Here is a 7,803-nt window from a genome sequence, read left to right as displayed (position 1 = left end):
GGGGAGCGGTCAAGACGGTGTGGCAGACGGCGAACATCCTGCGCAAGGAGGGCTTCGGCGCAGCGGTCCGATCCAACATCGAGGACCTCGCCGACTGGGCCGAGGTCGAGCGCCCCGACCTGGCGCGGCTGTCCTCGAACGGACGCGTCGCCATCCTGTTCTCCGACATCGAGGAGTCGACGGCGCTCAACGAGCGCATCGGCGACAGGGCCTGGGTCCGGCTGATCGAGCGGCACGACAGGATGGTCACCCGCCACGTGAAACGCCATCACGGTTACGTCGTGAAGAGCCAGGGCGACGGGTTCATGATCGCCTTCGCGCATCCGGCGCAAGCCGTCAGGTGCAGCGTCGACGTGCAACGTGAACTCGGCAAGCGGGCGGGCGGCATCCGGGTTCGCATCGGCATCCACGCAGGCAAGTCGGTGCGGCGTGGTGACGACCTGTTCGGTCGCAACGTCGCGATGGCTGCGCGGGTCGCATCGGCCGCCGACGGCGGAGAGGTCCTCGTCAGCGAGTCGGTCCGAGACGCCTGCACGGACAGCACCGAGGACGACGGCATCGCCTTCGACGACGGCCGCGATGTCGAACTGAAGGGCTTCAGCGGCAGTCACCGCCTCTACGCGGTGCGGGTGTGACTCGTGGCAGGCCTTGCAGCTACCCGGTAATGGGTTGTCCGGCCAGCCGCCACACCTGATTGCGGTCAGCGTTGCCGACAGCCGGGCCGTGATTCGAGCAAGATCAACGTCACACCGCAGGCACCTTTGACCGCCAACCAGGAGGCTTGACCATGACGACGTCCATCACCCGCAGCAGCCACACCCTCTCCCTCCTCGACGGCGAGATCGTCGAGGAGTCCGAGCTGGGCTCGATGCGACGGGTCACCGCCGACAACCTGCCGATCCTCAAGGGTCTGTCGATCAAGCGGGTGCTGCTCAACCCTGGCGCGATGCGGACTCCGCACTGGCACGCCAACGCCAACGAACTGACCTACTGCGTGTCCGGCACCGCACTGGTGTCGATCCTCGACGACGGCAGCAAGTTCTCCAGCTTCATCGTCACCGCCGGGCAGATGTTCCACGCCAACTCCGGATCGCTTCACCACATCGAGAACGTCGGCGAGGACGTCGCCGAGTTCATCATCGCCTTCCGCGACGAACGTCCCGAGGACTTCGGATTCGGCGCCACGTTCGGCGCATTCAGTGACGCCGTGCTCGGCAACACCTACGATCTGCCCGCCTCCGACCTCGCCAAGATCCGCCGCACCACCGCCGACCACAAGCTGGCCGCCCGCATCGGCGATCCCGTGATCCCGGCGAGCGCGTACTTCAGCGATCCGCACAAGTTCGACATCGAAGGCCAGGAGCCCCCGCTGAACTACGCCACGGGCAACGCGCGCTTCGCAAGGGATCAGTACTGGCCGATTCTGAAGGACATCTCGATGTATTCGCTGCGCGTGACCGACGACGGGATGCGCGAGCCCCATTGGCATCCGGTGACCGCCGAGATGGGTTACGTCCAGCACGGCGACGCCCGCATGACCGTCATGAATCCCGATGGCACGCTTGATACCTGGAACATGACCACCGGCGACATGTACTTCATCCCGCGCGCCTACCCGCACCACATCGAGAACATCGGGACCGACGACTGGCACTTCCTGATCTTCTTCGACCAGCCCGTTCCCGCGGACATCGGTTACCGTGCTTCGGCGAGCGCGTACTCACGCGAGGTGCTGGCCGCCGCCTTCAACACTCACATCGAAGACCTGCCGCAATTCCCGTTCACCCCAGCCGATCCGCTGGTCGTCGGTCGCGTCAACCCCGTCGATCAGTAACCGCCAAGCAACCAAAGGACCCACCACGCATGCCGACGTGATCAACGCCGACCTCCTGGAGTTCCTCGAGCGCTGACGACGTCGGGGCCTGCGGCTATTCCGCCGACCCCGACTCGGCGAGGCGCTGATGCAGCTTCGCCCGGATGTCGTCCGGAGTGTAGGAATTGCGCTTGCGTTGATCACGCGCGACCAGCGCGCCGCCCGCCACGACTCCGGCGACACCGGCCAGCCCGACCCACTTCCATATCCCTCGCATGGCCACAGTCTGCCTAAGCTGCCCTGGTGGATGCGAACACGGTGACGCTCGACCGCGCGCTGGCCGAAACCCGGACCGGTGACATCTGGCTGTTCCGCGGGGGCTCGGGGCCCGACCGGGCGATCCAGACGATGACCAACGCCCCGGTAAACCACGTCGGGATGACGGTGGCGATCGACGATCTGCCGCCGCTGATCTGGCATGCCGAGCTCGGCGACAAACTCGAGTGCCTGTGGAGCGGCAGCACTCACCGCGGCGTGCAGCTCAACGATCTGCGCCTGGCCGTCGAACGGTGGATGCTCACCTACGGCCAGCGGTGCTGGCTGCGGGAGCTGACCCCGTACGCCACGCGGCAGCAGGAGGACGACCTGCTCCGCGTGATCGCCAAGATGGACGGCACGGCGTTCCCGACCACTGCGCGCCTCACCGCACGGTGGTTCCGCGGGCGTGTGCCGACATTGGCCGACTGGACCCGCGGGATTCCGATCCTGGACGACCGGGTCAAGAAGGTGACCGGACGAAAGCGGGCGGAACGACGCAGAGTCGGTCTCGAGACCGCGTACTGCGCGGAGACCGTCGCCGTCACCTACCAGGAGATGGGCCTGCTGGCAGGAGACAAGGACACCAACTGGTTCGACCCCGGCAAGTTCTGGAGCGGCGACACCCTGCCCCTGGCCCCCGGCTATCGGCTGGGCGACGAGATCTCCGTCGTCCTTTAGGGCACAGGCTGATCCCGTAGCGTCGAGCCCATGTATCGAACCGTCGCGGTGTTGGCCGCCATTGGTGTCGCGGTCGCCGGCTGTGTGGGGAACAACGGAGAATCCACCACGTGCCGGGACTTCGACGGCATGAGCCAGGACGCCCGCGGCGCCGCGGTCGCGCGGATGCTCAAGGAACGCAACGGGCTGAACTCGTCCACGTCGGACGTTCAGGCCAGAGTGCAGACCGCGAGTGCGTTCTGCGCGTCGAACGGTAATCAGGACAAGACGATCGGCGACGCCAAGTAGGGCGGGCTAGCAGGCCGCCGCCCTCGACAGCGCGCGAACCACACTGTGCCGGCCGAGGTCCACCTTGAACCCGTTCTGGCTCAACGGTTCCGCACCCACCATGATGCGCTCGGCCGCCCGCCGGAACGTGTCCTCGTCGGGAGGCATGCCGATCAGACCGGCCTCGGCGTCGGTCACCCGCCATGGCGTGGCGGCGACACCTCCCAGCGCGACGGCCGCGGCACGGATCGTCCCGTCCTCGATGCTCAGACCCGCGGCCACTGACACCAGGGCGAACGCGTAGCTCTGCCGGTCACGGACCTTCAGATACCAGGAGTGCTCCGCGAACGACGATGGCGGTAGCTCGATGCCGACGATCAGCTCCGCACTGCGAAGGGTGTTGTCACGGTGCGGTTCGGCGCCGGGCAACCGGAAGAAGTCGCCGATGGGTACGACGCGTCGACCGTCGGGTCCGTGCACGTGCACGCCTGCGTCGAGGATGCTCAGGGCGACCGCCATGTCGGACGGGTGGATCGCGACACAGCCATCGCTGGCCCCGAAGATGGCGTGCTCGCGGTTGAAGCCGTCCCTGGCCGCACAGCCGGAACCCGGCGCACGCTTGTTGCATTGTGCGAAGGCGGTTTCCATGAAGTAGGGACAGCGCGTGCGTTGCAGCAGATTCCCACCCGCGGTGGCCATGTTCCGCAGCTGGGTCGTCGCGCCGGACAGGATGGCGTGCGACAGCACCGGGTACTGCGAGCGGATCAGGGGGTGGTTGGCGATGGCGCTGTTGGAGACGCCCGAATCGATCAGCACCCCGCCCGAATCAGTGGCGGTGACATGGCGGAGGCCGAGTCGTCGGACGTCGACCAGCGCTGGCGGCGCCTCCACTCCGCCCTTCATCAGATCCAGCAGGTTCGTCCCACCCGCGTAGTACTTCCCGCCCGTTTGGATCACGCGGTCGATGGCGCCCTCGACGCTCGTGGCGTGTTCGAACTCGAACGTCCTCATGACGACTGCCCCCTTGCGACGCAGGCGATCGCATCGACGATGTTGGCGTAGGCGCCGCATCGGCAGATGTTCCCCGCCATCCGCTCGCGGATCTCGTTGTCGGACAGGACTGCCGGGCCGCGGCATATGGTCTCGCGGCCCGCCTCGAACGATGCCGTGGACAGGTCGCCCCTGGCATGCTCGCGCAGCAGCGCGCGAGCCGAGGAGATCTGGCCCGACGTGCAGTAGCCGCACTGGAAACCGTCGTGCTCGACGAAGGCCGCCTGTAACGGATCCAGCTGCTCATCGCGGCTGATCCCCTCGACGGTCAATACGTCGGCTCCGTCGATCGACGCCGCGAGGGTCAGACAGCCGAGCACCCGTTCACCGTCGACCGAGACCGTGCACGCACCGCACAGTCCGTGGTCGCAGCCCTTCTTGGTGCCGGTCAGGTGCAACGTCTCGCGGAGCAGATCGAGCAGGGTCGACCGGACGTCCGCCGACACGGTGCGACGCACGCCGTTGACGTGCAGGGTGACGTCTCTCATCGGGGGCCTCCGGTCTCGGGTTCGCCGGCGAACGGCTTCATCAAGTGCTCCAAGGTGATGGGCAGGTCCCGCAGCCGTTTTCCAGTGGCGTGGAAGATCGCATTGGCGATCGCCGCGGGCACCCCGCACGTACCGATCTCCCCGATGCCACGGACCCCGATGGGGTCGAGCCCGAAGTCCGCGACGTCGACGAAGCTGATGTCGAAGTCGGGGCGGTCGGCGTGAGTCGGCAGGTAGTACTCGCCGATCAGTTGGGCGGTGCGCTCGTCGTAGGGCACCTGCTCCAACAGAGCCATGCCAAGGCCGAAGGTGATGCCGCCCATGACCTGGTTGCGCGCCAGCTTGGGGTTGAGCACCCGGCCGCAGTCCAGGACCGCCACCCAGCGTGTCACGGAGGCACGGCCGATCTCCTCGTCGACCTCGACCTCGCAGAAGTGCGCGCCAAACGACTGGGACACGGGTCCGTCTGTGGCTCCACCGCTGGTGACGGTGAAGCTCAGGGCCTCCAGCTGTTCGGGCTTGAGCCGGCGCAAGCACTCGGCGGCCGACATCGGTAATTCGGCACCATCGCCATCGCCGACCATGCGCACCAACCGCTTTCGCCACTCGGTGGCGGCGAGGTGGACCGCCGAGCCGACGGTCGCCGTCGTCTGGGAGGCGCCGCTGTACGGTGCGTCGGGGAACAGCGAGTCGCCCGACTCGAACGTGACCTCAGCGAGGTCGAGGCCCGTCGCCTCCGCAGCGACCTGTGTCATGACCGTCCGAACGCCGTTGCCCACTTCGTGGGTCGCCGACGCGAACCGGACCGTGCCAAACGCATCCGTACTCACCCGACAACCCGCGGGCATCCGCCGGCCCGGATAGGTGGCCGTCGCCATGCCCCAACCGATTTGGACGCCGCCGCGCCGCAGGGACCGAGGCGTCTTCGGCCGGTCACGCCATCCGAAGCGTTCGGCGCCCTGCAGGTAGCACTCCCGCAGATGCTTGCCCGACCACGGCTTGCCGCTGGCCTGATCGTGGTCGGCGTCGTTGCGAAGCCGCAGCTCGAGCGGGTCGATGTCGGCACTGTGGGCGAGTTCGTCCATCGCGACTTCGAGGGCGAACAGGCCGGGCGCCTCACCGGGACCGCGCATGAAACATGGTGTCGGGGAATTAATCCTGGCCACCGTGTGGGACACCACCAGCCGCGGGGACCGGTAGAGGAACCGGGCCGAGAGCCCGGTCGGTTCACAGAAGTGCGCAACGGTGGAGGTCTCGGTCAGGGTGTGCTGCTCAGTGCTGACAATGTGCACGTCGCGGTCGGCCACCAGGGCCAGGTGCTGTTCGGTCCGCGGGCGGTGGCCGGTGGAGGAGAACATCTGGTCGCGCGTCAGCACCAGTTTCACCGGGCGCGCCACCTCACGGGCCGCGACGGCGCAGAGCGCCACGTGCATCCACAGGAAACTCTTCGAGCCGAAGGCGCCCCCGACCAGTGGCGCCAGGATGCGGATCTTCGCTTCGGGCAAACCGAGGTAGGTGGCGAGCGCGGCGCGTTCCCCGGTGATCCACCGGGTGGTGTCGTGAACCGTGAGCACGTCATCGTCCCAGTGGGCGATCGTGGCAGCCAGCTCGATCGGGTAGTGAGCGTTGATCGGTGTCGTGTACCGGGCTGAAACCTGGTAGGCACCAATCGGTTCGACGTCGGCACCGCGACGGTCTTGGAGCTTTTCCTCGTCGAGCTTGACGAAGTGATCCGGCTGATAGGCACCGTGCCGGATCCGACCGTCCCCGTCGTCGGGCGGGACCGGCTGATCGAGTACCTCCCTGGCGGCGAGTTGGGGCACCGCTGGCTCATAGGCGAGCTCGAACGAGGAGGCCGCGAACACCGCGTTCTCGAGAGTGTCGGCGACCACCAGGGCCATGTGCTGCCCGACGTGCTGGACGCGGAGATCGGAAAGCGGTGGGCGGCGCTCCAACGGCAGGTCGAAGCTCATCTCCTTCGGCGGCTGTTGCAGCGGTGGGCAGTTCAGCGGGGTCAATGCGTGGAGCACCCCTGGCAGCGCGAGAGCACGATCGGTGCAGGTCTGAAGTGATTCGCGGGTCACGGTGCCATGCGGAATCTCCGACTGCACTAGCACCGCGTATGACACACCCGGGACATCGACGTCGGCGGCATAGGCGGCGCGTCCAGTCACCTTGTCGATGCCCTCGACGCGGTTCACCGGCTTGCCAATCACGCTTTCGGTGCGTTCGCTCGTCGACGTCACGTCAATACCTTCACTCATCGGGGCCGTCCGTGTCGGCGAAGCTGACCGCCATCTCGGGTTCCAGCTAGCCGGAACTCTGGACCGCCGGTCCCGAGTAGCGATTGCGCGGCCAACCGGACACCGGATCGAGCCACTGCCTCCAGATGTATGAGGCGCTGCCTCTCCCAGTCGTTCAGCCGCCGAACCGGCAGCGCGTCCGGCGGGCTCCAGCCGTCGAGGGCGTGCGCAAGCTGGGCCGCGTCGCCGAACGCCTTCGAGGTCCCCGACGCGGTGTGGGGCCGGACCGTTCCCGCGGCATCGCCGACGAGGACGACGTGGTCGGCGACCATCCGTGACGGCTCGAGATCGAACACCGGCTGGAGGAATACCCTTGAGTGCTCGACGAGTCCGACGAACTGAGCAGGCAGAGTGGCTTCGGCCAGGGCCGTCACCGCGGCAGTGTTTTCCACAGTGAGCTCGCCCGGCGGGAGGAAGTGCTCGAACCGCCGTCCGGAGTCACCGATCATCAGCCCCTGCATGCCCTTCTCGGAGGTGTTGAGGTACCAGACCCAGTTGACGCGTCGTCGACCCGGATCGAGCTCGCCATTCGGCCCTGGAACCAAATAGCACAACATCTGCATGCCGGGTGACCCGAAGAAGGTGAACCGTTCCGAGAGCAGTTCGACGAGGTCGCTGGGTAGGTCGGCTTCGGCTTCGAGCCCGCGGAAGGCGACGTAGCCGGCATAGGAACCCTCCCCGGGAATGCCCAGCATTGCCCTGGTGGTGGAACCGATGCCATCGGCACCGACGAGAAGATCGCCTCGCGCAACATGGCCGCTTCCGAAAGTCGCCGTGACGCATTCACTCTCGAGGTCAATACGCGTCAGCGCGCTGTCGAGGAGATAACAGACGTCGGCGAGCGGATCCCGCAGCGCGGAGAACAGGGTGTCCCATGCTGACATCC

General features: G+C 66.9%; 9 protein-coding genes. 4 read left to right on the top strand and 5 right to left on the bottom strand.

Features of this window, described 5'->3' with window-relative positions:
- Together ACRDUX_RS09570 and ACRDUX_RS09565 are read left to right on the top strand one after the other, a co-directional pair.
- A partial coding sequence (locus tag ACRDUX_RS09570; RefSeq protein ID WP_526413274.1) for an adenylate/guanylate cyclase domain-containing protein occupies window positions 1-635 on the top strand: 635 nt, incomplete at its 5' end.
- A gap of 152 nt (window positions 636-787) precedes the next feature.
- Window positions 788-1,834: a cupin domain-containing protein gene (locus tag ACRDUX_RS09565; protein ID WP_526413272.1), complete on the top strand. Its 1,047-nt coding sequence runs from the start codon at window positions 788-790 to the stop codon at window positions 1,832-1,834.
- 94 nt (window positions 1,835-1,928) lie between these two features.
- Here ACRDUX_RS09565 and ACRDUX_RS09560 read toward each other — a convergent pair whose 3' ends face one another.
- Window positions 1,929-2,090: a hypothetical protein gene (locus ACRDUX_RS09560; protein WP_526382184.1), complete on the bottom strand. Its 162-nt coding sequence runs from the start codon at window positions 2,088-2,090 to the stop codon at window positions 1,929-1,931.
- 26 nt (window positions 2,091-2,116) lie between these two features.
- Between ACRDUX_RS09560 and ACRDUX_RS09555 the strand changes: the two genes are divergently transcribed.
- Together ACRDUX_RS09555 and ACRDUX_RS09550 are read left to right on the top strand one after the other, a co-directional pair.
- Window positions 2,117-2,809 carry a guanylate cyclase gene (locus ACRDUX_RS09555; protein ID WP_526413270.1) on the top strand — a complete coding sequence of 231 codons (693 nt, stop codon included), beginning with the start codon at window positions 2,117-2,119 and terminating at the stop codon, window positions 2,807-2,809.
- 30 nt (window positions 2,810-2,839) lie between these two features.
- The gene (locus ACRDUX_RS09550) at window positions 2,840-3,097 is read left to right on the top strand and encodes a hypothetical protein (protein ID WP_526413268.1); all 258 of its coding nucleotides are present in this window, start codon (window positions 2,840-2,842) and stop codon (window positions 3,095-3,097) included.
- Between the two features lie 6 nt (window positions 3,098-3,103).
- Here the strand turns inward: ACRDUX_RS09550 and ACRDUX_RS09545 are convergent, their stop codons facing one another.
- The 4 genes from ACRDUX_RS09545 to ACRDUX_RS09530 form a co-directional block, all read right to left on the bottom strand.
- Window positions 3,104-4,087: an FAD binding domain-containing protein gene (locus tag ACRDUX_RS09545; RefSeq protein WP_526413266.1), complete on the bottom strand. Its 984-nt coding sequence runs from the start codon at window positions 4,085-4,087 to the stop codon at window positions 3,104-3,106.
- The gene (locus tag ACRDUX_RS09540) at window positions 4,084-4,614 is read right to left on the bottom strand and encodes a (2Fe-2S)-binding protein (protein ID WP_526413264.1); all 531 of its coding nucleotides are present in this window, start codon (window positions 4,612-4,614) and stop codon (window positions 4,084-4,086) included. Before ACRDUX_RS09540 ends, ACRDUX_RS09545 begins: the two co-directional genes overlap by 4 nt.
- Window positions 4,611-6,860, bottom strand: a complete 2,250-nt coding sequence (locus tag ACRDUX_RS09535) for a xanthine dehydrogenase family protein molybdopterin-binding subunit (protein WP_526413262.1) — start codon at window positions 6,858-6,860, stop codon at window positions 4,611-4,613. Before ACRDUX_RS09535 ends, ACRDUX_RS09540 begins: the two co-directional genes overlap by 4 nt.
- 14 nt (window positions 6,861-6,874) lie before the next feature.
- A partial coding sequence (locus ACRDUX_RS09530) for an FAD-dependent oxidoreductase (protein ID WP_526413260.1) occupies window positions 6,875-7,803 on the bottom strand: 929 nt, incomplete at its 5' end.

This window comes from Mycobacterium sp., from assembly GCF_050701675.1.
Lineage (GTDB): Bacteria > Actinomycetota > Actinomycetes > Mycobacteriales > Mycobacteriaceae > Mycobacterium.
This window is presented reverse-complemented; position numbering and strand designations above follow the sequence as displayed.

Coding starts and splice junctions, on each gene's coding strand:
- ACRDUX_RS09545 (WP_526413266.1), bottom strand. CDS start 4,087: ATGAGGACGTTCGAGTTCGAACACGCCACGAGCGTCGAGGGCGCCATC.
- ACRDUX_RS09560 (WP_526382184.1), bottom strand. CDS start 2,090: ATGCGAGGGATATGGAAGTGGGTCGGGCTGGCCGGTGTCGCCGGAGTC.
- ACRDUX_RS09540 (WP_526413264.1), bottom strand. CDS start 4,614: ATGAGAGACGTCACCCTGCACGTCAACGGCGTGCGTCGCACCGTGTCG.
- ACRDUX_RS09550 (WP_526413268.1), top strand. CDS start 2,840: ATGTATCGAACCGTCGCGGTGTTGGCCGCCATTGGTGTCGCGGTCGCC.
- ACRDUX_RS09565 (WP_526413272.1), top strand. CDS start 788: ATGACGACGTCCATCACCCGCAGCAGCCACACCCTCTCCCTCCTCGAC.